Source organism: Enterocloster sp., assembly GCF_057861365.1.
The window spans coordinates 37435-60785 of the sequence record NZ_DBMACH010000014.1 but is presented as its reverse complement, the minus strand read 5'-3'; the positions used below and the strand labels follow the sequence as shown (position 1 = coordinate 60785).

Annotated in this window: 23 protein-coding genes and 2 pseudogenes; 2 read left to right on the top strand and 23 right to left on the bottom strand. The window is 43.4% G+C overall.

Annotation, left to right across the window (positions count from 1 at the left end; genetic code table 11):
• Window positions 1-70: 70 nt before the first annotated feature.
• From ACZM6M_RS13720 to cysK, 3 genes are all read right to left on the bottom strand, one after another.
• On the bottom strand, window positions 71-1351 hold the full coding sequence (locus ACZM6M_RS13720) for an O-acetylhomoserine aminocarboxypropyltransferase/cysteine synthase family protein (protein WP_066545625.1): 1281 nt from the start codon (window positions 1349-1351) through the stop codon (window positions 71-73).
• A 154-nt stretch (window positions 1352-1505) separates the two neighbouring features.
• On the bottom strand, window positions 1506-2402 hold the full coding sequence (locus ACZM6M_RS13715; protein ID WP_066545623.1) for a LysR family transcriptional regulator: 897 nt from the start codon (window positions 2400-2402) through the stop codon (window positions 1506-1508).
• 16 nt (window positions 2403-2418) lie between these two features.
• Entirely contained in the window at window positions 2419-3357 is a 939-nt protein-coding gene (gene cysK, locus ACZM6M_RS13710) for a cysteine synthase A (RefSeq protein ID WP_337433354.1), read from the bottom strand.
• 152 nt (window positions 3358-3509) lie between these two features.
• Between cysK and ACZM6M_RS13705 the strand changes: the two genes are divergently transcribed.
• Window positions 3510-3941: an RrF2 family transcriptional regulator gene (locus tag ACZM6M_RS13705; protein WP_317439106.1), complete on the top strand. Its 432-nt coding sequence runs from the start codon at window positions 3510-3512 to the stop codon at window positions 3939-3941.
• 28 nt (window positions 3942-3969) lie between these two features.
• Here ACZM6M_RS13705 and ACZM6M_RS13700 read toward each other — a convergent pair whose 3' ends face one another.
• The 19 genes and pseudogenes from ACZM6M_RS13700 to rlmD form a co-directional block, all read right to left on the bottom strand.
• Window positions 3970-5100: a MalY/PatB family protein gene (locus ACZM6M_RS13700; RefSeq protein ID WP_418926273.1), complete on the bottom strand. Its 1131-nt coding sequence runs from the start codon at window positions 5098-5100 to the stop codon at window positions 3970-3972.
• Window positions 5101-5112: 12 nt separating this feature from the next.
• On the bottom strand, window positions 5113-5868 hold the full coding sequence (locus tag ACZM6M_RS13695; RefSeq protein ID WP_418926274.1) for an amino acid ABC transporter ATP-binding protein: 756 nt from the start codon (window positions 5866-5868) through the stop codon (window positions 5113-5115).
• Entirely contained in the window at window positions 5865-6473 is a 609-nt protein-coding gene (locus ACZM6M_RS13690) for an ABC transporter permease subunit (protein ID WP_489490492.1), read from the bottom strand. Before ACZM6M_RS13690 ends, ACZM6M_RS13695 begins: the two co-directional genes overlap by 4 nt.
• A 128-nt stretch (window positions 6474-6601) precedes the next feature.
• Window positions 6602-7291, bottom strand: coding sequence for an amino acid ABC transporter permease (locus tag ACZM6M_RS13685; protein WP_418926276.1), 690 nt, complete (start codon window positions 7289-7291; stop codon window positions 6602-6604).
• Window positions 7292-7308: 17 nt separating this feature from the next.
• Entirely contained in the window at window positions 7309-7725 is a 417-nt protein-coding gene (locus ACZM6M_RS13680; RefSeq protein ID WP_418926280.1) for a substrate-binding periplasmic protein, read from the bottom strand.
• A gap of 12 nt (window positions 7726-7737) precedes the next feature.
• On the bottom strand, window positions 7738-8157 hold the full coding sequence (locus ACZM6M_RS13675; RefSeq protein WP_418926277.1) for a transporter substrate-binding domain-containing protein: 420 nt from the start codon (window positions 8155-8157) through the stop codon (window positions 7738-7740).
• Window positions 8158-8209: 52 nt separating this feature from the next.
• Window positions 8210-8893 carry a DUF1847 domain-containing protein gene (locus ACZM6M_RS13670; RefSeq protein WP_418926278.1) on the bottom strand — a complete coding sequence of 228 codons (684 nt, stop codon included), beginning with the start codon at window positions 8891-8893 and terminating at the stop codon, window positions 8210-8212.
• A gap of 147 nt (window positions 8894-9040) precedes the next feature.
• Entirely contained in the window at window positions 9041-10198 is a 1158-nt protein-coding gene (locus ACZM6M_RS13665; RefSeq protein ID WP_489490491.1) for an IS630 family transposase, read from the bottom strand.
• A gap of 342 nt (window positions 10199-10540) precedes the next feature.
• Window positions 10541-10831, bottom strand: coding sequence for a CRISPR-associated endonuclease Cas2 (gene cas2, locus ACZM6M_RS13660; protein ID WP_483200989.1), 291 nt, complete (start codon window positions 10829-10831; stop codon window positions 10541-10543).
• A 14-nt stretch (window positions 10832-10845) separates the two neighbouring features.
• Window positions 10846-11877, bottom strand: a complete 1032-nt coding sequence (cas1c, locus tag ACZM6M_RS13655) for a type I-C CRISPR-associated endonuclease Cas1c (protein WP_178274456.1) — start codon at window positions 11875-11877, stop codon at window positions 10846-10848.
• Window positions 11874-12536 carry a CRISPR-associated protein Cas4 gene (cas4, locus tag ACZM6M_RS13650; protein WP_178274455.1) on the bottom strand — a complete coding sequence of 221 codons (663 nt, stop codon included), beginning with the start codon at window positions 12534-12536 and terminating at the stop codon, window positions 11874-11876. The genes cas1c and cas4 overlap by 4 nt, the downstream gene beginning before the upstream one ends.
• Before the next feature lie 18 nt (window positions 12537-12554).
• Window positions 12555-13454 carry a type I-C CRISPR-associated protein Cas7/Csd2 gene (cas7c, locus tag ACZM6M_RS13645; protein ID WP_178274454.1) on the bottom strand — a complete coding sequence of 300 codons (900 nt, stop codon included), beginning with the start codon at window positions 13452-13454 and terminating at the stop codon, window positions 12555-12557.
• On the bottom strand, window positions 13455-15179 hold the full coding sequence (gene cas8c / locus ACZM6M_RS13640; RefSeq protein WP_489490490.1) for a type I-C CRISPR-associated protein Cas8c/Csd1: 1725 nt from the start codon (window positions 15177-15179) through the stop codon (window positions 13455-13457).
• Entirely contained in the window at window positions 15176-15838 is a 663-nt protein-coding gene (gene cas5c / locus ACZM6M_RS13635) for a type I-C CRISPR-associated protein Cas5c (protein ID WP_489490489.1), read from the bottom strand. The genes cas8c and cas5c overlap by 4 nt, the downstream gene beginning before the upstream one ends.
• A gap of 228 nt (window positions 15839-16066) precedes the next feature.
• A complete protein-coding gene (gene cas3 / locus ACZM6M_RS13630; protein WP_178274451.1) occupies window positions 16067-18205 on the bottom strand; it encodes a CRISPR-associated helicase Cas3' in 2139 nt (712 codons plus the stop codon).
• A gap of 107 nt (window positions 18206-18312) precedes the next feature.
• A pseudogene (locus ACZM6M_RS13625) lies at window positions 18313-18582 on the bottom strand (NUDIX domain-containing protein); the annotation flags it as partial.
• Between the two features lie 16 nt (window positions 18583-18598).
• Window positions 18599-18904 (bottom strand): TOTE conflict system archaeo-eukaryotic primase domain-containing protein, encoded by a 306-nt coding sequence (locus tag ACZM6M_RS13620; RefSeq protein WP_178274450.1) that lies wholly within the window; start codon window positions 18902-18904, stop codon window positions 18599-18601.
• A complete protein-coding gene (locus tag ACZM6M_RS13615) occupies window positions 18891-19076 on the bottom strand; it encodes a TOTE conflict system archaeo-eukaryotic primase domain-containing protein (RefSeq protein ID WP_489490496.1) in 186 nt (61 codons plus the stop codon). Before ACZM6M_RS13615 ends, ACZM6M_RS13620 begins: the two co-directional genes overlap by 14 nt.
• A 295-nt stretch (window positions 19077-19371) precedes the next feature.
• A pseudogene (gene rlmD, locus ACZM6M_RS13610) lies at window positions 19372-20517 on the bottom strand (23S rRNA (uracil(1939)-C(5))-methyltransferase RlmD); the annotation flags it as partial.
• 312 nt (window positions 20518-20829) lie between these two features.
• Between rlmD and ACZM6M_RS13605 the strand changes: the two are divergent.
• On the top strand, window positions 20830-21420 hold the full coding sequence (locus ACZM6M_RS13605; protein WP_066545383.1) for a prolyl-tRNA synthetase associated domain-containing protein: 591 nt from the start codon (window positions 20830-20832) through the stop codon (window positions 21418-21420).
• Window positions 21421-21554: 134 nt separating this feature from the next.
• On the opposite strand, the gene ACZM6M_RS13600 is transcribed toward ACZM6M_RS13605, so the two are convergent.
• Window positions 21555-23348 carry an aminopeptidase P family protein gene (locus ACZM6M_RS13600; RefSeq protein ID WP_489490488.1) on the bottom strand — a complete coding sequence of 598 codons (1794 nt, stop codon included), beginning with the start codon at window positions 23346-23348 and terminating at the stop codon, window positions 21555-21557.
• Between the last annotated feature and the right edge of the window lie 3 nt (window positions 23349-23351).

Here is a 23351-nt window from a genome sequence, read left to right as displayed (position 1 = left end):
CATCAAAAAGGGAATTTCCTGTTTTAATAAGGAAATTCCCTGGGTAATTGAGCCAGCTGCCTTCATTCCTTTATATCGCGGCAAATCCCTTTTCAAGATCAGCGATAATATCGTCAATATGTTCTGTTCCAATCGAGAGTCTGATCGTACTCTGTTTGATGCCCTGATCTGCAAGTTCTTCATCTGTAAGCTGACTATGGGTTGTGCTGGCCGGATGAATGACAAGGCTTTTCACATCCGCTACATTTGCAAGGAGTGAGAAAATCTCAAGGTTATCAATAAACTTCCATGCCTCTTCTTTTCCACCCCTGATCTCAAACGTAAAGATGCTCGCTCCGCCATTGGGGAAATACTTTTCATAGAGCTCATGATCCGGATGTTCCTCCAGAGACGGATGATTCACCCGGGCAACCTTTGGATGGTTCCTTAGGAACTCTACAACCTTTCTGGTGTTCTCTGCATGTCTGTCCAGACGAAGGGATAAAGTCTCTGTCCCCTGAAGCAAAAGAAATGCGTTAAAGGGTGAAATGGCTGCCCCCGTATCACGGAGAAGAATGGCCCGGATGTAAGTTACAAATGCTGCGGGGCCTGCCGCATCATAGAAGCTTACTCCATGGTAGCTTGGATTTGGATCAGCGATATTGCCGTACTTTCCGCTTGTCTTCCAGTCGAACCTTCCGGACTCAACAATAATTCCACCAAGTGTAGTTCCGTGTCCGCCAATAAACTTAGTTGCCGAATGAACGACGATATCGGCGCCATGCTCAAAGGGCCTGAAGAGATAAGGTGTGCCAAATGTATTATCTACTACGACAGGAAGTCCTGCTGCATGTGCAAGTTCTGCAATGGCGTCAATATCCGGAATATCTGCATTCGGATTTCCTAAAGTTTCAAGATAGACAGCCCTGGTATCATCCTGGATCGCTGCCTTTACTTCCTCAAGATTATGGGCATCCACAAAAGTTGTGGTAATTCCATACTGGGTAAGGGTATGGGCAAGCAGATTATAGCTTCCCCCATAAATCGTCTTCTGTGCGACAATATGCCCACCGTTTGCCGCCAGAGCCTCAATGGTATAAGCAATAGCCGCCGCTCCACTTGCTAATGCCAGGGCAGCGGAGCCGCCCTCAAGCGCCGCTATTCTCTTCTCAAACACATCCTGTGTGGAATTCGTAAGTCTTCCATAGATGTTACCGGCATCTGCAAGGCCAAATCGGTCTGCCGCATGCTGAGAGTTTCGGAAAACATAAGATGTTGTCTGATAAATCGGTACCGCTCTTGAATCAGTTGCCGGATCTGGATGTTCCTGTCCTACGTGTAACTGCAGCGTCTCAAATCTGTATTTGCTCATATCATTCTCCTCCGATTCGCCTCTGTTTCCTATATGTTAACTAGGTTTTATGGGCCTATTATAACCGGCTTCTCATTTCCTGTAAAATACATAGAAGTTAGAACTGGCTATAAGTTTCCATTATAACAATGAATAAACCGCTGAAATACCGAACTCATTTATAGGATTTAAGAATATCAATATACTTTCTGCCCAGAAGGCTGAGGGGTATATTTTTCCGCTTGATATAACCGATTGTCATGGTATCTGTTGTATCAAGAGGAACCGACACGTAGAAATCCCCATTCAGATCCTGACATATGATCCCGCTGCACAGAGTATAACCATTTAATCCTGTCATAAGATTCAGCATCGTCGCTCTGTCATCTGCTTTGATGATCTGTTTGTATGCATGGGTACTGAATACCTCTTCTGCAAAGTAAAAGGAATTCCTTTCCCCCTGCTCAAAAGACAGGCATGGATACTCGGACAGCTCGTCCATTGTAATCTTCGTCTTCTCTGCGAGGGGGTGGTTCTTACTAAGGTAAACAGATATGCCACAGTCATATAAAGGCATGAATTCCAGATCATTATCCTCCAGTATTCTGGTCATTGCTTTTTCATTAAAGGAATTTAAGTAGAGCACACCAAGTTCACTTCTATAATCCTTTACATTATCAATCACTTCGTGGGTCTTTGTTTCATGAACCGCCAGTTCATACTCCCCAATAGAAAAATTTTTTGCCAGTTTAATAAATGCCTCCACTGCAAAAGAATAATGCTGCATGGACACACTAAACTTCTTTTTTGCTATTGTTTTATTCACAAACCGCTCTTCCACCAGATTTCCAAGCTCAACCATCTGCCTTGCGTAGCTTAAAAATTCCTGGCCTTCTGTTGTGATCACGATTCCCTTATTGGTTCTGATAAACAGTTCCGTTTGAAGCTCCTCTTCTAAATCCTTAATTGTACCTGACAATGCCGGCTGTGATACAAATAAAGCGGCCGCCGCTTTATTCATGGACTTTGTTTCCGCAATTGCCACTACATATTGTAACTGTGTTAATGTCATTGTATCACCTGCAGTTTTAATTTGTGCTGAACAAGGCTGTTGACAAATACCGGTCTCCAGAGTCGGGAAGCAATGCAACGATCACTTTACCTGCATTCTCTTGTCTGCCTGCAAGGATAACCGCAGCCTTTAATGCTGCTCCGGAAGAAATGCCGACCAGGATGCCTTCTGATGTTGCAAAAGCTCTCCCTTCTTTAAATGCGTCTTCATTCTCAATCGTAATGACTTCATCATAAATCTCCGTATTAAGTGTCTGCGGCACAAATCCGGCTCCGATCCCCTGAATCTTATGGGCTCCCGGGGTTCCCTTGGAAAGAACCGGACTTCCTGCCGGTTCCACTGCTACAATCTGGATATCCGGATTCTGTTCCTTTAAGTATTCTCCCACACCAGTAATGGTTCCTCCTGTTCCGACGCCGGCAACGAAGATATCCACCTTTCCATCTGTCTGTTTCCAGATCTCCGGCCCTGTCGTCTCTTTATGTATCTTTGGATTTGCGGGATTAATGAACTGCCCCAGAATAACCGAGCCCTCAATTTCCCTATTTAATTCCTCTGCTTTCGCAATGGCTCCCTTCATCCCCTTGGAACCTTCCGTCAGTACCAGCTCGGCTCCATAAGCCTTCAGGAGATTCCGGCGCTCAATGCTCATGGTATCTGGCAGTGTAAGAATAGCCCTATATCCTTTTGCCGCAGCCACAGCCGCAAGCCCGATTCCAGTATTCCCGCTGGTCGGTTCAATAATCGTCGCTCCAGGCTTTAAAATGCCGCGTTTCTCTGCATCTTCGATCATAGCAAGCGCAATTCTGTCTTTGACAGATCCTGCCGGGTTCAAATACTCCAGCTTTGCCAAAATAACCGCCTTATTTACCCCTGCTTTTTTACTGTATCTTCCCGCCTCCAGAAGCGGTGTTCCTCCAATTAATTCTAATGAGCTTTTCCTGATATCTGCCATGATTTTTTCCTCCATTCTTTTATTACCTATTATTTATATAGGTTATATATGTTTATGTAAGTATAGTGCCACAGATTCCATTTGTCAATCTATTTTTAAGCGTTGAAAGCCTATCTTTTCTGTAGTATAATAGGCAGCGAGGAGGTGATCCTATGAAAATATCAACCAGAGGACGCTATGCCCTGCGCATGATGATAGATCTGGCGCAGCATTATGATCAGGGATTTATCGCATTAAAAGACATTTCAAAAAGACAGGATATTTCAAAGAAATATCTGGAGCAGATTATCCCGTTCCTGAACAGAGGTAATTTACTTAGCGCAACAAAGGGACATATGGGCGGTTACAGGCTGGCAAAAGCGCCTTCCGAAATCACAGTCCGTGAAATCTTAGAAAGCGCTGAGGGGAGTCTTGTTCCTGTAAGCTGTATGGACAACACCCCAAACCTGTGTAAAAAATGTGAAGACTGTATTACTTTACCAATTTATGAAGGCCTGTACGATGTTGTCACAAAATATTTCGACAGTATTACCTTAGAAGATATTATCAACCGTCAGGTTTCTGAATTCACCTATACCATTTAAAAATATCCATGCACTCCTTATTGAATGTTTAACAGTTCTTTCTGACAGCTTCCTCCATTCTGTCGAGAGCTTCTGTCAGCTGTTTTCTTGGGCAGCCAAAATTCAACCGCACAAACCCTTCCTTACCATAATCCCGTCCATCATTCAGACGCACGCCAGCCTTGTCCCTGAAAAAAGTATATGGATCATGGATTCCGGACTCACGTGCATCAATCCAGCAGAGATACGTAGCTTCATTATGTACGGCATGAAGTCTCGGGATCTTACGAATGCGTTCCTCCAGATAATTTCTGTTCTGACGCAGATAATCAATCAGCCGGTCTTTCCATTCCTTGCAGGATCCATCATAGGCGGCTGATATTGCTGCAACAGCAAGTTCATTTGGATGCGAAAAAAGTCCGCAAGCCTCTTCCTGAAAGCTTTTGCTAAGCTCTTTATTGGGAATGATTGCAAATGCCAGAGGAAGGCCCGGAATATTTGCTATTTTACCTGCACTGGAAAGTGTGATACTGGTTTGCTCTGCGCGCTCATTCAATGTAAAATAGGGTATGTGACGTCCCTCTAAAATCAGTTCACAATGAATTTCGTCCGATACAACCAGAAGGGAATGTCTGTGGGCAAAACCATCAATTTCTTCCAGTTCTGATCTTGTCATAACTCTTCCAACAGGATTATGGGGATTGCAGTTAACAAACACCTTCACATCCGGGGTAATTGCCTGTTCCATGGCTTCAAAATCAAGTGTATAATGTAAGCCTTCCTCCCTCATGGGAACTTCGACAGCATTCACTCCTGCTTCCTTCGGCAGTCTGCGAATATGTGTGTACATTGGCGTATTGTAAACCATATCTCCGCCTCCTGCGCGGCACGCAAGATTTGCCCCCGGCATAACACTTGGAACCCAGACAAGCCAATCCCGGGATACCGCCGCACCATACGCCTCCTGATAATGCCGTATTACCGCTTCTGCAGCCTCTTCAGGATACCCTCCATACCCAAATACAGGATGACTGAGACGCCTTTGAATCGCATCCATGATTGGCGGAGCTAACGGGAAATCCATATCAGCGACCCACATAGGGATAAAATCACCGCCCTGATGACCCCATTTTGAACAGTTCGTTCCTTTTCGCTTTATCTCCTTATCAAAATCAAACATTACGTATCTCCTCTATATGGTATAGCTGTAGTCTTCCGGTAGCAGCCGGCGCAGGAATGAAATCGTACGAGGATTCTGCGGCCTGTTCAAAATCTCTTCTGGCGGACCCTCCTCCACCACTACGCCTCCATCCATAAACACGATACAGGACGCTATTTCTTTTGCAAAGCTGATTTCATGTGTAACAATCAGCATCGTGCGTCCCTGCCCTGCAATCGCTTTCATTACATCAAGCACCTCGCCTACCAGCTCTGGATCCAATGCACTTGTCGGTTCATCAAACAGTAGCAGTTCAGGATCGATGGCCAGCGCACGTGCGATTCCTATACGCTGCTGCTGTCCGCCGGACAGCTGGCGCGGATATCGGTCTGCCTTATCCGCAAGACCTACCTGTCTCAGGTATTCTGCCGCAATTGCCTCCGCTTCTTTCTTTGGCAGTTTTTTTACCATGATCAAAGCCTCACTGATGTTTTGAAGTGCTGTTTTGTTATGAAACAGATTATAGTGCTGAAACACCATAGCCGTCTTTCGGCGCAGTGCCAGTATCTCGTGTTTTTTGGGTCTTTTCAAATCTACCCTCAGATCACCTATTGCTACCGTTCCGTCATCTGCCCTGTTAAGGCAGTTGATGCTTCGCAGCAGCGTGGTTTTTCCAGATCCGCTTGGCCCCAGAATCACCACCACCTCGCCTTTTTCAATGGTAAGGTCGACTGATTTGAGTATCTCCAGATCATGGAAGGATTTTTTTATACCGCTTAGTTGTATCATGAAGCCATTTCTCCTTTATAAGACCAGCAAATTTTATTTGTAAAGAATGAAAATACGGTTTCCAGCAAGAATGTAAGCCCCCAATAGATCAGTGTTTCGGCCGCATATGCCTCAAGGATATTAGAACTGATCGTAGAAGCAATTTTACCGGCTGCAACAATATCCACTACACCGATATAACCGATTAATGAAGTGGCACGGATCATGATGATAAACTGGCTGCCAATCAGAGGCATAGCCACCGGAATTGCCTGAGGCAGGATAATGCGGTAAAAGGAAGTAACGCGATCCATGCCACAGGCCAATGCGGCATCCCGCTGTCCATCATCTACTGAATTGAGCGCTGTGGATACAGTTCCGCTTAAATATGCGCTGGCAGAAAGGCTGAGCGCTATAACGGCAATCAGAACAGGGGATATCACACTGGCATTGACGCCCCAGTTATAATACTTTGCCAGATTGTTAAAATTTGTTTTAATTACCAGATAAATAATCAGCAGCAGCAGAATCTGCGGGGTACCGCGTATCAGATGAACATAAATATCTGTCATAACATTTATAACACGGTAGCGGCTGCGTCTTGCAGCTGCTAGCAAAATACCCAAAACTAATCCTATACAAACAGAAACAGCAGCAACAAATATACACAAAGGAACATATTGAAGGCAGATCCAAAAAACCTTCCATGCAAAAGCCCAGTCAAATCTAAAATTCACCGTTATTCCCCACTCCTTTACTTGTAGACACATTTTTTCAACTGGCTGAACATACACTCTATGACGAATGAAACAGCAAGATATATAGCCGCAACATCTACGTAAGCTTCCAGATTGTGAAAGGTTTCTACAGAAACAATGCTGACTGCCCCCATAATATCTATGACGCCGATGATATAGGCTAACGAGGTGTTCTTTACGATATTGATCAGAATATTTCCCAATTCCGGAATCGCAATCACCATCGCCTGAGGGACAACAATACGCCGGAACGTTTGAAATCCCGTCATACCCATAGCCAAGCCAGCCTCCATCTGATTATGATCTACACCAGATAACGAGGCACGGATCAGTTCAGAGAAAAAAGCGCCATTAATAAAGGAATAGGCAAGCACTACATACCAGATGCTGTCAATCCGGTTCATGTCAACCTGAAATAACGTTAGCGCCATATCTCCGAAAAGCATTGGCAATGCGAAATAAAAGGAAAGCAGAAGCACATTCGGAGGAGCGGAACGAAGAGCAGAAACAATGACCGCAAAGAACTGGCTTAATACGGGAACTCTGTAGATACGGACAATCCCCATAACTGCCCCGAACACGAAGCCGAATACGATGGAAAAGCCTATGATTTTCAGTGTTACGGGAAAATAAGATAACAATCGCGGGAAGTATTCGATACAGAGTGAAAAATCAAAGAAATTCATAACCGTTTATACTCCAATCACTCTTTATATGGATCAATACTGAAATCTTCACCGTACCACTTAATCGAAAGCTCTGTTAAGAAACCCTCTGCACGAAGCCGGACTAAAGCCTCATCTATCCTGTCACGCAGTTTTTCTTCCTTTTTATCCAAAAGAATATAGGTATCAGAAGCCATGATCGTATCACCAACTGTTTTGAACTGAGCATCGTAACCTGCATTTACCTTTTCCCTATTTCTTTCCACATAGGTCATTGCGTCCACCTCTCCATCCTGGAACATCTGGATCATGGCAGCTATGCCCGCACCGTTTAGATAAACAAGCTCAATATCGGCTCCGCTTTCAGCAATATAATTCTGCCTGAAATAGTCATCGCTGCCGCCAGCAGCCTTTACAAGTACTTTTTTACCTTCAAGATCCTCCAGAGAATTGATATCGTTTCTGTCTCACCATACAGTAATATTCTGGGGATATGTAAGGTAATACTCATTTGTGAAGAGGTATTTTTCTCTCCGGGATTGGTTATCTTCCCAACGCTGAAGAGAAGCGTCGATCTTCCCGTTTTCCAGGGCGAGGAGCGCGTCTGTACTGGAAATTGAAGTATATTTGAATATATATTCGGGAAGTAATTCGTCAATCGCCTTCAGCATTTCCGGTTCAAAGCCGGTATAGGCTCCGTTTTCATCAATAAAGCTGTCCGGATTAGAATCACTGTTTGTGGATATCAGAATTTCTCTGGGATTTTCTGCTGTCGGCTCATTCTGAACTTCTGGCAATGTATCGCTCTTAGCACAGCCGCTTAAGGAAACCAGGAGCAAACCGGTTGATAAAAAAGCAAACGTTTTTTTGTTATTGAATTTTCTCATTACTATTTTCTCCTATGCAGATTTTTGATATGAATTCGTATCCATATATCCTTTATTTCTTTCCCGACTGAACTTCCCCGCCTGCGGGAGCAAGCAGCAGTTTCTTATAATATGCTCTGGCCTGATATAAAGCAGCCGCAGGATTGTGAGCAAGTACGCGATCTTTTGTAACAAGCGTGGTGGTTAATCCATTGGCATATTTATAAAAAAGGCTGTCATGGCCTACACAAAGGCCAACCACAACGTTCAAATCAACGTTTTGTTTGTTAAGGAGCTTGGCCTGCATGATCGGATTGCACATCACCTGTCCGGTCTGACAGGTATATTCCTCAGGAATGCCAATGCTGGTCTTATTCTGCGATGCAACCTTACAGCTTATCCCATACACTTCAAATCCATTAATCCGTAAAATCTGAGCAAAGATCCTGCTTTCCTCCAAAAGACCAACGCAGGTAGCAATCCCTATTTTCTTTGCACCGATCCGGTGTGCAAACTCGATGATTTCTTCAACACGGGTATACTTTCCATAAAATCCACCTTCAACCTCCGCTGCTGCCACTGCAACTTTTCTGTTCTTTTTATTCTTTACATAAAGATCTGTGACTTTCTCAATTTCCTCATCTGTTAATGCCACCGTTGGACAAAATTCCGGATAAGATCCCTTTCTGGTCGAACAGTTTTTCACACCGCAGTCAGTACATGAAAAGCATCTGTTACTATTTTCGTTTATGCTCATAAATATTTATCTCCTTTATTTCATATTGTTTTAATAGGTTTTGTGTGTTATATTATAACCAGCTGCCGATTTCCTGTCTAATACATAGAAATTTGAGCTGGTTATAATGTTTCATAATAGTATAACGAATATTAAATAATTGCTATATCAAACGGATGCAGTTTTCTCTTCACTGATTTCATCCATTTTATATTTCCAGTGATTAATCACTGGCTCACGATTTACTTCATCAAAATACCTGTAAATTCGTTCTTCCAATTCCTCTTTGGTATTGACACGGATTCCTCGAAGCATCTGCCGGGTCACCTTACTGAAAAAACTTTCAATCATATCTAACCATGAGCCATGTTTCGGAGTAAACACAAATTTAAAACGTCCCTTTGGCATCGTATCCAGAAAGCGCCGTGTTTCTTGGGAAGTATGTGCGGAGTGATTATCCAGGATGATCCGGATTGTATCCTGTGATAGATATTTTTTGTCCAATATCTTTAAAAACTCAATGAAATCAGAACTCTTGTGAGTCTCGCTTACTAACGGGATGGCTTCTCCTGTAAGCAGATCAATGCCTGCCAGCAAAGAGAGCGTTCCAAGACGTTTGTATTCTGCATCACGATATACCTCTCCGTGTTCTGGTGTCGGGCGTAAATCTGGTGCAGTATTGGAGATTGCCTGAATCCCCGGTTTCTCATCATAGGACACCGTGATCGTCAATTTATAATTGTCTGGAACAATGAGATCACCATTCTCATCAAACTGCATTTCAATCTGTTTGTAGACCAGCAGGACTTCATGCATTTTTGTTTCAAAATCAGGATCCCGCTTTTCGCAGTAATATTTGATTTTAAAGGGGTTCATATCCTGTTCCCTGAGGAATTTCTGGATATATGGTTTCGTAACGGTTGAAAGTCTTGGATATCCCGCCTCCTCTGCATGTTTCTGAATGTATTTATGGAGGGAAGCCAATGTCCACAGTTCCTGCGCATAACCGAGTTCTGCCGGTCTCTGACACGCAATGCTGATCATCCATGCCTTCGCATCGTCGGAGATTTCGGATGGACGTCCAGAACGCTGGACATCAAACAGTGCGGCATCCAAACCGCCTTTATGAAACTTCGAAACACAAAGACGTACCGTGGCAGTGCTGATCGCGAGTTTATCAGCAATTTCCCGGAATGTCATTCCATCAGCTTTATATAAAAGAATCCTGGCACGATCCACGACTTGTGCCTGAATGGTTCTCTTTTTTGATAATGATTTAAGGTAATTCCTGTCTTCATCTGACAGAGGAAGATATGTTTTTCTCATAGCGTTCATCCTTTCTTAGATAACACTATTTTACCAGAAATCGTCAAAAAATATATAGCAGAAATTTATTTTATATTAGCTCCTTGCAGAGCCAGACCTGTAAGGAAGATGAGAGAGCGGTAGGCACAGAATTTCAATCCACTAGCTCCTCGCGGAGCCAGACAGCAAAACAGGCCAATATCTGTCCTGTTTCAAACATAATAACTAGTACATTTTACCATATTATTATTCTTTTTACTCTCAAAACTGTTTTACCCTCCCCCTTATTTTTCCTTTTTTCTTGTTTTTTAAGTGCGAACCTCTTAGACATTTTCTGTTTACTTCTCCTTCGCACCGGATCTCCTAAAGAATCAAAACATCATCAGCTGCAATTCCGCGATCCACTCCAATATGCTCTACCTTGGTTTTATAATTATTTCCTAAATAATAGAATCTCAAGCTATCTACAGTTTCATCAATCAGTTCCGACAATTCTGCTTTTAATACCACACACTGGGCATTATCCAAAATACATTCAAATACGGAGTTTTGAACGCGGCGGCCATAATTCACACATTGTTTTGCAACCTTACGCAGCCGTGATCTCCCTGCTGCAGTTTCTGTATTAACATCATATGTAATCAGAACAAGCATTAAATTCCCTCTTTTTACTTCCACAAAAATGGCGGATATCCGTCTAAATCACCTCTTAGGTATCGTGCCAGAAGCATAGCCTGAACATATGGTACCAGCCCCCACTCCACTTTTTCTTTCAAATAAGGATGCGTAATCTGTTCTTTTTTCCTATTCTGCCATTCTGTCAAAATCATTTTTCTTGCATCCTCTGTCATCAAGACAGCTCCATTCTCTTTAATTTTGAAATCTTTCCCATTCAGCATTTTTCGATTAATCAAAGATAATACAAAACGATCAGCCAAAACCGGACGTAACTCCTCCATCAAGTCAAGTGCCAAGGATACCCGACCAGGCCGCTCTGTATGCAGATATCCTACATAAGGATCTAACCCCACTGTCTCCAATGCAGAACGTACCATGTGTGTCAGCAGCGTGTATGTGAAGGAAAGCAGTGCATTGACTCGATCCATCGGTGGTCTCTTACTTCTCTTTTCAAAGAAAAAATCTTTCTTTTGCTGAAGAATCATCTCATCAAAAACTCTAAAATACAGTTTTGCTGCTTCGCCTTCATATCCTCTTAATTGGTCCTTAGTTTCACACTGCCGAATTTCCTGCAGAGATCCTTTCAAAAATTCCGATGCCTGCTTCACCCGTTCTGTATCTATCTGCATTCCATGATCCCGAATTGTACGCTCTAACACCCATCTTGCATTATAAATTTTACCTATAATGCAGCTTTTGGCAATATCCAAACTCACTTTACCATCCCTGCTGCTTTCAAATTGTTTCTCTCTTAATATCACATTGCCGCGTACACTTCCTGTTACCTGAGCCAGAAACTTCCCCTGCGGGCTCAGGTAACATAAAGGAATATTTTTCTCCACGCAGGCGCCCATCAGCGCCGGACTGGTTCCCCGATAACCAAAAGAAACGATACTTTCCAAATTGTGGAGAGGAAGCCGTCCAATCTCTTTATTATCATCGTAAATTACTATATTTTCCCCATCCAAACCTAAGTAACCGTTTTCCCTTGTAACATACAGTGTATTCAGCAGTTTTTTCATTCTGATTCCCCCAACGCCTCGTTCAAATACGCTTTCACAGAAGAAACCTTCTCCAATTTCGGCATACAAATTTCTTTCAGTGAACAGGAATTGCACCTCTTTCCAGTCCGTACCCTTGGAGTATAACGCCGTTCATAATACCTGTGCATCTCTTCTGCCATATTTTTCACCTGCTGACGAAGTTCCCCTGTAATAATAACATCTTCCCTTCGCCTTGTTTCACCATAAAAAAGAGCTGCTTTCTCAATTTTTGCAGAAAACATTTCTTCCAGACACATGGTCTGTGCTGTGACCTGGAGAATATCTTCCTCCGTGCTTTTGGGCTTCCCTTTTTTATATTCAATAGGGTAAATCTGGTAAAAACCTCTGTGCCCATGAAGTTTTACCCCATCATCTGCCTGATGAAACTCCACCACATCACATTCACCACTAAAACCCAGGCTCTTTGAAGAAACAGGAAGCGCCCGTACAACGAGCACTCCCTTCCTCTTTTCTGTTAAATACGGATCATGAACCTTTTTATGCATCAAATCGCCAATTGCCGTATGAACATTTTCTTCCCATTGTTGTTCAATATGAATAAGAGCCCACTGTCTCCGGCAAAACTGAAAATGCTGAATCCCGGAGATCATCAAATAATCGTCTTCCTGATACTCCATTGATTCTCTTTGCCCTCCTTAACATTTTTCAATCACTTCCACACTCTCCGGAATCTGATCTCTATGAATAGTGATTTCATAATCCTGATATTTTCTTGGATATGCAGCTTCATCCTGCTTTTTCACTTCCACTGCGTCAAACAATTTATAAGCCGGACAATCCCCTAATTCCTTACTATGTTTAAAAATAATCAGCTTACGGACTGCCATTTTCCCTCTTGCTGCAGAATGATCATGCTCAAACATATTGATGATCGCATCCCACAAAAGTTCCAGATCTTCTTCTGAAAATCCAGTCACTTTTCTTGCCAGATTTGCCGATATGTATCCCTCGGTACGGTACAATGCGTACGGCACAATACTCTTTCGACCCATCTCCGTACTCTTTTTTGCCGCATCCTCTTCCGTTGTAATCGCCACACGGGTAATCGTAACCTCCTGTGGGATGATGGGATCAATGCTTCTGGCAAATCCAAGCTGAACCGGTCCTCTCACCTGGCCGCAATTTAATGCTGCCTTTACAAATGTAGTCATAACGGCCCCAAATGTTCTGATATCATAGAACTTCTGGCACATAAAATCCCGAATTTTCAAATCTGCATCCGGATCTTTTTTCTTTAATTCTTTGAGTGCTTTATCTTCTTTTCCTGTAACTCCCAAGTGCTCAAAAGCCTTGCTGTCACTGCGATTTAATGGCACATCTTCCCGAATATAAATCTCATATCCCGGTTCCTCTTCTTTCACGATCTCCACATAATTCCGGATTTTCCGTTTTAAACACACGTCTGTCACAAGGCCATAACCTGTTTCTGGATCGATTCTCGGCATATTTCCTGCGTCCGGATCACCATTGGGATTTCCATTTTCCACGTCAAACAAAACTACAAACTCATACCTGTTTTTGATCGCCTCTACCATTTATTTATCCTCCTTTTTAGTATATCGTTTCTGCACCTCATGATAATAACCAAGCATAAACATTCCCTGTTCTTCCAGAGTCAAACGAGCCGGATATTCATTCAGTTTTCCCATCAATTCTGTTAATATTTTTTCATATTTAACCTTTAAACCGATATTATCCAGTTTACGGATATGGCTGTTTTTCAACCGTAAAAGAACCGGAAATACTGATGCCGGTGTAGTGCAGGCAGAGTTAAAATATCGGTCCCGAATCGTCGTATTGATTCCCGGATTCGCATCTTCCTGAATTGCTTCTAATACAGAAAAAATCCGCCCCAGAACATAAGCTCTGTTTCTTGTTTCTTCATTTATTTTCACAAATTCAACCCCTTCCTTCCAATTATAATTCCGAATTAAATGTGCCTTGATAATAGAAGCCCGTCCCCAGGTCATTCTCCCCTGTTCTGCCCGGATCCGAATCATAAGATCTGTATACAGACTTTCCGGATAACGATCCCCTCCAAGAATTGCCCGAATTAACGCAGCTGCCATATTGGAAACCGGCTTTTTCTCTTTTGCATTTTGATTTACTGTCTCCTGCAGCAAGGCCCAAATGCCCAGATACTCTCGTTTTTCCCAAGCCGGCCTTACCATCTGCAAGCGCTCATAATGAGCATTGATATGTTCCAGAAGCCTGCCAAAATGATTCTGATAAAAGAAACGTACCGATAACCTGGCTGCATTCGGAGCCAATCCAAGAATATAAAATTTCCGCTCCGGATCCAACTCCAGATCATGAACAGAAATCGGCTCACCTTTCGCTGCTGCCTTTAAAATTCCCTGTACCTCCTTTTGATTGTCCACCGGCATTTCCATGATCCAGCCAAAGGCGTCCTGATAGAGTTCTTCTCCTCCTTCTGCCCAAAAGACCACTGTGGTATCTCCCAATTGCAGAACATAATCTTTCTGAGAAAGAAGATAATTGAGAGCCGTGGTATAAGCAAATGCCGCGTACTTTCCCACCGGTGCATTGTAGTTCTGCGTTTTACCATAAGATTCAAAAGCCGGTGCATTAAAGGATACCAATGCAGCTCCGCTGGACTGAGCCCCCTGTACGCCTTTTATTACTGTATGGATCCTGGCTATCTCTGTTCTCTTACCGGTTACCAGACAAAGGCCCTTCTTCTCTGATTCCCCATCCAGAAGCTGCCGTTCCCATGCATTTTTAACCGCTTCATCATCCTGACATTCTTTTCCATCTGCAAAAAATATCAAATTACTGCCATCTGTAATCTCATCCCATACTTCCTGCAGTTTCGGATTTTCTTTGGCTTCATCCGGCTTCCAGATTTGAAAAAAGACTTTCACAGCCTCTGCTGCAGCGCTGTGTACATCCTTCAGTATTTCCAGATGACGCTGTTTTGCCGCCTCGAAGCATTCCTGAACACGGCCGCCGCTTCCTTGTGTATCTACTCCCAACATGTATTTGGAATTATCACACAAAAAATTGGCAGATACTCCAGAGGAACGAGACACCATCTGTGGAACTGTCCGTTCAGAAGGAACCCACATTGTTTTCTTTCCCATTTCTCGTTCTTCTTTTAATGATATAACATTTTTTAAACTCCCGTCCTCTGCCAGATTCAAAGCAAAAGAAGCCTTAGCCCTGCACCAGCCATTGGGGACTGTTTTCCCATCTTTAAGCAGTTCTTCATAGTAATCTGCCAATGCCTGCAGAATCATCGAACCACCTCACAATCCCGAAGGTCAAGGACTCCTCGTTTTAAAACAGCCCGAAAAAACATAGGCTGGATATTTTCAGGATCTGAGTAATCCATATCCCAAATCATATATCCAAGATCTTTTTCCTCCTGCTCTTCATACGCTGTATGAATCTCTTCCTCTTCACAGAGGCAAAAACGCACCGGAAATTCCCGGGTTCCAAAATAGGGGGTATGATAACACTGGCCCCGTTTCAGCCTCCGCATCATAATATCCTTAAATTTCCCCGGATTATCGGATGCATTGGCCTGATCCGTCATTTCAAAATGAGCTGCTATAACATACTCCACATCCCGCAGCACCAGCGATGCCCTCTGCACAATGTCTTCCTTGCTGCTGATGTAAAGCGGCTTTTGAGATCCGTTATAAACCTGCAATGCATTGCTGGCAGAAGCCTTGCTTTTTACTTCATTCCGACGTATACTGGTAAATTGAATCGGGTGATTCACATAGATCTGATCGATCTTCCATTTTAACCCAGGGTGCCAGAAAATTGCATCTAAAATCCCTCTGGCCGCCGACGGTGTCATAACGTCATATGAACAGCGTTCTGTCTTCATTTCTGGTCTGCAGAATAAAGCATAGTCTCCCCACACCTTTACCTTAATTCCTATGGACATGTTTTCCCCTTTCTTTTTCTATTTCATTTATTTTATATTTAAAATGTATCACTTCTGGATAAATCTGTCAAGACCGCTATCTATTTTAAAAAAAATTTTACTTTTATATTTTTTTGTGTTACATTAAAATTTGTCTGTTGAAATTTTCAACTGTGGATTGAAATATTTAGTTTCTTTTTAAAACGACAAAGGCGGAGAATGCACATATCATTCTCCGCCTTCGTGTCCCTACCACAAAACCGCCTGCCCCGCCTCAATATTCAGATTCAGTCCCGTATCTTCCCCGTACTGCTCTTCGGATGTCAGAACATAGAAATCCTCCAGTTCTGCTGAAATAGGAGAGATAATCCCTGCTCCGCACAGGTCTTCCGCCTTCTTAGCATAAACATTGACGCAATACTGGCCGGCCTCTCTCATAAGAGCCTGATTTACCATCCCCAACCGAAGCTGCTCTGCAATTTCTCTTCCCCGCTCTTCTATAGGAATCAAAATAGTTACTGTATTATTTTCAATCAGCTTAAACTCTTTTGCTGCGTGAGCAAATTCAAACTGAAACTGAAACATTTCTAATATCTTCTTTTTATCCAGAGATTCCCGACGCAGATAGAACAATTCCTCAAAATACTTCTGAATGGTTTCCAGGTCATCCAAAGCCTTTTCATCTATAAGCAGTCCTTCTGTTACCTGCATCTGCTGACGCTGCCCCGGCATAAACTCTCTTTCCTGCAGCTGAAAAATATAGGTATTGCTTTCATCCAGGCTTCGCTTTCCCTCCCGGTTGCATCGTCCCGCTGCCTGGATTACCGAATCCACACCTGCCAACTGACGATAAACTGTCTGAAAATCCAGATCCACGCCTGCCTCAACCAAGCTGGTCGAAAGAACAATGCACCGTTTTTTATCATCCAACCGCTTTCTGATTTCCGCAAGAACCCGTTTTCTGTGAACCGGATACATAGCCGTCGACAAATGATATACGCCCTCTCCCCGAAGTTCCTGATACATATTCTGTGCTGTTTTCTTTGTATTAAAAATGCACAGTGCACTGTACTCATTTTTGAGGCGTTCCACTAAACTATCACCTGATATTCTTCCTAAATCCCGGATTTTGGATCGTTTAAAAAACGCAAATTGATCATCAACTCCAGGGCATAATTCCCTGAATCCAATATCTTCTGAGAACAGGTTCTGCAGCGCAGGCTGTGTGGCCGTACAAAGCACCACGGAACTCCGATAATGACGAATCAATTGTTCCATAACTGCGATACACGGCTTTAAATAGTCTGTCGGAAGCATCTGTGCCTCGTCAAAAACAATGACACTGTCAGCCACATTGTGCAGTTTCCTGCATTTTGAAGATCGGTTAGAAAACATAGATTCAAAGAACTGAACATTGGTTGTTACAACTACCGGCTTGTCCCAGTTCTCTGCTGCCAGCTGCATAGATTTCAATTCGTCCGATACGGTATAATCCACATTGGAATGATGTTCCAAAACATTCTTCTGTCCTAGTTTTTCAGCAAAAATGCCTGCGGTCTGCTCAATAATGCTTGTATACGGAATCACATAAATGACCCGATTCATGCCGTGTTCTGCCGCATGCTTCAAAGCAAAAGCCAGGGATGCCATAGTTTTTCCGCCGCCTGTAGGCACTGTCAGGCGAAACATCCCGCGCTCTTTGGAAGCCATTTCCAGACAATGCTTCAGAATCTCTGTTCTTCTCCCATTGATCGTATTTCTATCTTCGTTTTTCAGCCAGCCGGAAATTCCAGACATACATTTTTCATACAGGACGGAAATGGAATCACCACAGTCACGCTCCGTCATTCCCTTATTCATAAAAGTTTCTGTATTCAAAAAATCCGCATCCACCAGACAGGAATACAACATGCGAATGAACATAGCACTGGCAAACCCTGCTTCTTTCCTGTTTTGTATCACAAAAGGCAGCTCCATTAACTGCGGGATCTGAATCTCTCCCTTGTATGCATTATAATCAGGAATCTGTTTCTTTAGGCGCCCGTACAATGTAGGCATATTACTTCTATCATTTCTTGTTCCGGTATCTGCCAAACCGGCATGATGGCCAGCTATACAATAACTTAACAGGGAATAATACCCCTTCTTTTCATGACAAAGCTGTGCACCTGCCGTTGCGTGGTCTACCTGTTCCTCACTTCCACGAATTCGTCTCTGAAATTCCTGGGAATATTTTCCTATATCATGAAGTAAGCCTGCGCAGTATCCCCACTGATATGCACCGAACGCTTCTGCATATTGCCCGGCGAGTTCTGCCGTTTTCTCTAAATGATCAATTAAACTTTGTTCCCTTTCGGATTCCTGATCTCTGTGCGCCAGATATTTCATTTTTTATTTTCCCCTTTATTTTACCGGACCTGCTTTTCAAATATAAATCTCTTCTAATTATACAAACATGACCTTTAATTTCACCTCTTAGTTACAAACCCAACTGCTTATTCCATCTGTTTTTCAATCTCATCTACTAACATAATATCTGCTGGCAACCACTGAACATCATATAATGTGTCTTTTGTAAGCCAACGTGCTGATTCAGCCTCCAAAAGCTTCAGTGCACCTTCAAGTGCTTCGCACCAGAAACAATCCATTGAAAGGTGAAAGGTTGGATAGTCATATTCAATCGTATCAATCAAATCACCAACCATAATTTCTGTTTCTAATTCTTCTTTTATTTCTCTAACAAGAGCTTGCTGTGATGTCTCACCACCGGTGCCGCCAATATCAACATATCAAGTCTTGGAAAATCAAAGCCTTGGATCTGTGATCTCTCTCACTGCCAACAAGTATTCCCGAGGCTTCGGCTAACTCTCTCTTCCACTTTTTCGTATAGCCCTCAACATCTTCTATCCCTAATTTTTCTGTTTGATGAAGCAAAATCTCCCATTGGTTGGGGTGCGCATTCCAGTTTTCACCTACAAACGCACTGTTCCCATTTTTAAGTGCCTGTCCCTGTAATGGCAATGCAATCAAATTGCCAATGCTGCCTGCCACATCCTGAGAGGGATACATTCTGTCATAGTAATGCAATGATCTTTTTTACATCCAATTTAATCCACTTGGTATTTTCACACTCATCACAAAGAATCTTCTCACCACACTGTTTCAGACAAAGCTTCTCATTCCATCTATTCTCACATTGTGGGAAATAACCGCCATATTTGCTGCGTTTCGCATAAACATCTTCTCGTCCCCAAAACATAGAAAAAAACATTTTGCCATTTCCTCCGTAATAAAAGCCGGAGCAGTAATACGTCCTCCCTGATCCGGGTCATAGGTTTCCATATGATCTACAGTTTCCTCAAAAGGTTTGACATCATCATATAAGATATTTTCTTTTTTCAACCTTTCTTTCAATCGTTTATTCTCATATTCAAGAAGTCTTACCAGTTTTCTTAAAGATTCCACATCATACGCTTCTATATTCAACGCAATCCCCCTGCCATGCCACACATACTCTAATTATAGTGCAGTCTATTGTACGAATTCAAAGTTATTTACCTTTTTCTCTCCAGCTTCACGACACATTCCACATGATAAGTCTCCGCAAACATATCCACCCCAACCGCATTTCCATCCACGCGATACCCAAGCTTCTTCATATACCTCAAATCCCTTGCCAATGTCTCAGGATTACATGAAATATACACCAGCTTATCCGCCCCCATTTTCTTAATGGAGTCCATAAATTCCTCTGTGCTTCCGCTTCTGGGCGGATCCATGATGACTACATCGGCCCGGTCTCCCCGCTCCGCCATATTTACCATAAACCGGCCGGCATCATTGCAGTAAAAACGGATATTGGAAATCTGATTCAGCTTTGCGTTATTTACAGCATCCCGGACTGCATCCTGATTTAACTCCACTCCGATCACCTGACCGGCTTTGCGGCTGGCTATGATGCCAATGGTTCCGATCCCGCAGTAGGCATCCAGCACTGTTTCCTTTCCTGTAAGCCCAGCCAACTCAATGGCCAGATTATAGAGCTTCTCTGTCTGTACCGGATTCACCTGATAAAAGGATTTTGAAGAAATACGGAAGGTACAGCCACAGAGCTGGTCCGTGATATATCCCTTTCCATAAAGAACCTGCTCCCGGTCTCCCAATACCATACTGGTTCCCCGGCCATTGATATTCTGTACAATGGTTGTGATCTCCGGATGCCTTTCCCGAAGTGCCTTTATAAAATTGTTCTTTGAAGGAAATACCGGTGATGCAGTAACCAGTACCACCATGATCTCCCCTGACTGAAATCCTTTCCGGATCAGCACATGGCGCAGAAGGCCGTATCCCGTATCCTCATCATAGATCCGGATCTTAAAGGATTTAAGCATTCCCCGGATAGTCCCGATAATTTCATCCGCCTTTTCATCCTCGATCAGGCATTTTTCCACAGGCACTACGATATGGGTATTTTCCTGATAAATCCCGGAAATAATATTTCCTCTGCGGTCGCGGTCAAACACCGCATGAACCTTATTTCTGTAATGAAATGGCTGTTCCATTCCAATCACAGTCTGAACCTTGCAGATTCCCTTTAATGTCTCTTCCAGCTGCTTTTTCTTTAATGTCAGCTGCTGGCTGTAGGGCATATCAAGCAGCTGACAGCCACCACATTTTTTGCTTACAGGACAGAGACTTTTCTGTTTTCTTTCCGGTACGCCGGCTCTTCCTGCATCCTTCTTTTTTCCATCTGGCCTTACATCTTTTTTATTCTTTCCTGCATCTGTTCTCTTAATTCGTTCATTCGCCTCTCTCTTTTCCATATATTTACAAACTCTCCTTTTTCATAAATCTATTATATTCTTTCTTATCTGCTATCGACATTTTATCACAGATTCCTTATAATGTGTAACAAAACCGCTGTATATCCGACAGCTGCCCCAACCGCACGGTTATTCCTTCACTGCATTTAATTCTGCCGCACAGACACTGCAAAAATACGAGGTATTCCTATGACAAACCAATTACAACCACCGTTATCTTACCATATTGATCCCACCATCTATGCCGGACGCCCCGCCGATTCCTCCGGACGCCTTCCCAAGGAACTGAGAACCTATGACCTTCTGGATTCCCTGCATATTTCCTACGAGCGTGTAGATCACGACGCCCTTCCCACCATTGAAGCCTGCAGACAGGTGGATGAAATTCTGGGAACCCCCATGTGCAAAAACCTGTTTCTGCGCAATGCCCAGAAAACTGCCTTTTATCTTCTTCTCCTTCCCGGTGAGAAAAAGTTTAAGACAGCCGCCCTGTCCAAGCAGATTGGAAGCGCCCGCCTGTCCTTTGGAGAACCGGAATTTATGGAACAGCTGATGGATCTGACTCCCGGTTCGGTTACGGTTCTGGGGCTTATGAATGATGCCGAAAATAAGATCCGCCTTCTCATTGACCGGGACGTAATAGAAAATCATGCTTTTATCGGCTGTCACCCCTGTATTAACACCTCCAGCCTTAAACTAAAAACACAAGATCTGATTACAAAAATTCTGCCTGCCATCCATCACGACTATACTCTGGTAGACCTTCCGGATGTAAAATAAGTCTGTTATCCATAAAAAAGAGACGCATTCCTCGCCTAAACAGCGTGAAACGACGTCTCTTTCTATTTACACAGTTACATTACAAAATGCTCCGAAAATATGGAAGATGCTTCCAAATCTCTATTCCTCCTGTATTAAATCGCAGCCGTTACCTTCTTAAGCCACTCCTTCTCGTCCCCTTCCAGATACGGACTGATCTTCTCATAAACCTCTTTATGATATGCATTAAACAGCTCCACATCCCGCTCTGTCATCAGGTTCTTGTCCACTGCGTCCACATCAATAGGGACAAAGGTCAGGAATTCAAATTTCATAAACTGACCGTATTCATTCTTCTCATCCTTTTTGCAGAGAATCAGATTTTCCGTACGGATTCCATGCTTTCCTTCGATATACAGTCCCGGCTCGTCCGAGGTAATCATTCCCTCCTCCAATATTCCGTTGTCACAGCGCTCCGGAACCATTTTGAAACGGATTCCGTTGGGGCGCTCATGGACACTTGAAAGATATCCCACACCATGTCCGGTTCCGTGGTCAAAATTCAGTCCCCTGCTCCAGAATGGCTCTCTTGCCACATAATCCAGGCTTAAGCCTCTGCAGCCGTATAAAAACCGTACTGCCTGAAGGCGGAGCATACTGATGAGAACCAGGGTAAAATGCTCCTTTTCTTCTGCTGTCAGTTCTCCCAGTGCAATGGTTCTTGTGATGTCTGTGGTTCCCTCATAGTACTGGCCGCCGGAATCCACCAGATAAAAGCTTTTTGCATCTAAAACTGCATTGCTTTCCTCTGTAGCGGAATAATGGCACATGGCCGCATTGGGGCCGTAGGCAGAAATGGTATTGAAGCTGGGCTCAATATATCCCTCCTGCTCCTTTCTGAAGCCCTCCAGCTTTTCAGACGCACTCATCTCTGTAATGGTTTCTTTTCCAATCTGATGCTTTAGCCAGTACATAAACCTGGTTACTGCAATGCCGTCCTTAATATGGGCCTTCTTCTCATTCTCCACTTCCACCGGATTCTTTTTGGCCTTTGCCTCTGACGTAGGGTTCATCCGGTCAATGATCTCATTCTGCGCTGCCATAGCCTGATACAGGGCATAATTTCCCTTCTCCCGCTCAAACAGCACCTTTTCTCCCTGAAGCGTTCCTGCTTCCTTATAGATATCATTATATGGAAGAATCACAACACCCATAGACTCCAAGTATCCACAAATCTCATCATTAAGAACAGCCTCATTGATGAAAAGACGCACCTCATCCATAGTAATCATCACATAGGAAAGAACCACCGGATTGTAGGAAATATCATTTCCCCTGATATTTAACAGCCAGGCAATATCATCCAGAGCCGTAAGTACATGAACTGTGGCATGAACCTTTTTCATAGCGGCTCTTACATCTGCAATCTTATCTGCCGCAGGCTTTCCAGCATACTTTTCCTCCAGAATCCAGGCCGGTTCACTTGAAAGCTCCGGGCGCTCCTGCCAGATCATTCCCACCAAATCCTCTGTGCAGGCAATACGGGCACTCTTTTCCCTTAAATTTTTCTCCAGGCTTAAACCGGTAAGTGAATTTACTACCCTTCCGTCAAAGCCCAGACAGCCGCCCTCCGGTACATTTTCCTCCAGATATTCCTGTACAGACGGAACGCCCTCCTGCCCCATTTTCATCATTTTTACACAGCTGCCTTTTAATTCTGCGGCAGCCTGAACAAAGTATCTTCCGTCCACCCACAGACATGCCTCGTTCATGGTAATTACCGCTGTACCTGCTGATCCGGTAAATCCGGTAAGATATTTTCTGCATTTGAAATATTCTCCCACATACTCGGATTCATGGAAATCAGCCGTAGGCACCAGATAGGCATCCATCCGGTATTCCTTCATTTTCTCTCTTAAGCTCTGGATTCTTTCATCTGTTATATGCATCCT

Excerpts from the sequence above, each read along its gene's own strand:
- ACZM6M_RS13720 (WP_066545625.1), bottom strand. The coding sequence starts at position 1,351 with ATGAGCAAATACAGATTTGAGACGCTGCAGTTACACGTAGGACAGGAA.
- ACZM6M_RS13715 (WP_066545623.1), bottom strand. The coding sequence starts at position 2,402 with ATGACATTAACACAGTTACAATATGTAGTGGCAATTGCGGAAACAAAG.
- cysK (WP_337433354.1), bottom strand. The coding sequence starts at position 3,357 with ATGGCAGATATCAGGAAAAGCTCATTAGAATTAATTGGAGGAACACCG.
- ACZM6M_RS13705 (WP_317439106.1), top strand. The coding sequence starts at position 3,510 with ATGAAAATATCAACCAGAGGACGCTATGCCCTGCGCATGATGATAGAT.
- ACZM6M_RS13700 (WP_418926273.1), bottom strand. The coding sequence starts at position 5,100 with ATGTTTGATTTTGATAAGGAGATAAAGCGAAAAGGAACGAACTGTTCA.
- ACZM6M_RS13695 (WP_418926274.1), bottom strand. The coding sequence starts at position 5,868 with ATGATACAACTAAGCGGTATAAAAAAATCCTTCCATGATCTGGAGATA.
- ACZM6M_RS13685 (WP_418926276.1), bottom strand. The coding sequence starts at position 7,291 with ATGAATTTCTTTGATTTTTCACTCTGTATCGAATACTTCCCGCGATTG.
- ACZM6M_RS13675 (WP_418926277.1), bottom strand. The coding sequence starts at position 8,157 with ATGAGAAAATTCAATAACAAAAAAACGTTTGCTTTTTTATCAACCGGT.
- ACZM6M_RS13670 (WP_418926278.1), bottom strand. The coding sequence starts at position 8,893 with ATGAGCATAAACGAAAATAGTAACAGATGCTTTTCATGTACTGACTGC.
- ACZM6M_RS13665 (WP_489490491.1), bottom strand. The coding sequence starts at position 10,198 with ATGAGAAAAACATATCTTCCTCTGTCAGATGAAGACAGGAATTACCTT.
- cas2 (WP_483200989.1), bottom strand. The coding sequence starts at position 10,831 with ATGCTTGTTCTGATTACATATGATGTTAATACAGAAACTGCAGCAGGG.
- cas1c (WP_178274456.1), bottom strand. The coding sequence starts at position 11,877 with ATGAAAAAACTGCTGAATACACTGTATGTTACAAGGGAAAACGGTTAC.
- cas4 (WP_178274455.1), bottom strand. The coding sequence starts at position 12,536 with ATGGAGTATCAGGAAGACGATTATTTGATGATCTCCGGGATTCAGCAT.
- cas7c (WP_178274454.1), bottom strand. The coding sequence starts at position 13,454 with ATGGTAGAGGCGATCAAAAACAGGTATGAGTTTGTAGTTTTGTTTGAC.
- cas8c (WP_489490490.1), bottom strand. The coding sequence starts at position 15,179 with ATGATTCTGCAGGCATTGGCAGATTACTATGAAGAACTGCTTAAAGAT.
- cas5c (WP_489490489.1), bottom strand. The coding sequence starts at position 15,838 with ATGTCCATAGGAATTAAGGTAAAGGTGTGGGGAGACTATGCTTTATTC.
- cas3 (WP_178274451.1), bottom strand. The coding sequence starts at position 18,205 with ATGAAATATCTGGCGCACAGAGATCAGGAATCCGAAAGGGAACAAAGT.
- ACZM6M_RS13615 (WP_489490496.1), bottom strand. The coding sequence starts at position 19,076 with ATGTTTTGGGGACGAGAAGATGTTTATGCGAAACGCAGCAAATATGGC.
- ACZM6M_RS13605 (WP_066545383.1), top strand. The coding sequence starts at position 20,830 with ATGACAAACCAATTACAACCACCGTTATCTTACCATATTGATCCCACC.
- ACZM6M_RS13600 (WP_489490488.1), bottom strand. The coding sequence starts at position 23,348 with ATGCATATAACAGATGAAAGAATCCAGAGCTTAAGAGAGAAAATGAAG.